The organism is Ensifer sp. NM-2 (genome assembly GCF_003024455.1).
GTDB classification, from domain to species: domain Bacteria; phylum Pseudomonadota; class Alphaproteobacteria; order Rhizobiales; family Rhizobiaceae; genus Ensifer; species Ensifer canadensis.
Window position 1 is genome coordinate 1 of the sequence record NZ_PVZR01000092.1, and the last position, 637, is coordinate 637.

General features: G+C 68.0%; 1 protein-coding gene. It reads right to left on the reverse strand.

The window, feature by feature from the left end:
* The coding region (locus C6558_RS38915) for a recombinase family protein (RefSeq protein ID WP_146161001.1) at window positions 1-637 on the reverse strand (637 nt) is incomplete at both ends.

A 637-nucleotide genomic window follows, 5' to 3' on the forward strand; every position in this document is an offset into this window, starting at 1 on the left:
CGTCGGGCCACATGGTGCTTCGGGCACACGTACTGCCTCGCCCCGGCCACCGTGTAGTTGGTTCGCATTCCCTCACCGCAGACGCCACAGGTGGCGACGCCCACCAATAGGTGCTTCCGCGCCCGTGAGTACGTCGGCCCGCCTCTGCCCTCCAAACGGTCCACGGTGGCACGCCATGTCGCCTCATCCACCAGGGGCTCCCATGCTGCTTCGCTCACCACCTCGCCCTTATATGCGCGCAGGCCGGCATTGCGGGGGTTGAGGAGGAAGTTCCGTAGGACGGGCTGTGACCAGTCGTTGCCCATCGTCGTCTTGACGCCCCGGGCGGTTAGGCGGCGGACGATCTCACGTTGCCCTACCCCGTTCAGGAAGTCGTCATACATGCCACGGACGATCTCCGCCTCGACCGGATGGTGCGTGGTCTGGTCGGCCATGAAGCCGAATGGGCGGCGCGATCCCCAGGACTGGCCGCGCTCGGCCCGCTGCTGTGCTGCCCGCTTCTGTCGCGCGCTCTTGCGGTCTACCTCCTGCCGGGCCACTGCTGCCTTGATGCGGGCGAACATGCGGCCCGCGTCCGTCCCGAGGTCTGCCTCTCCGTTCGCCGTGACGATCCTCAGCCCGCGCTGCTCGGCCGCGT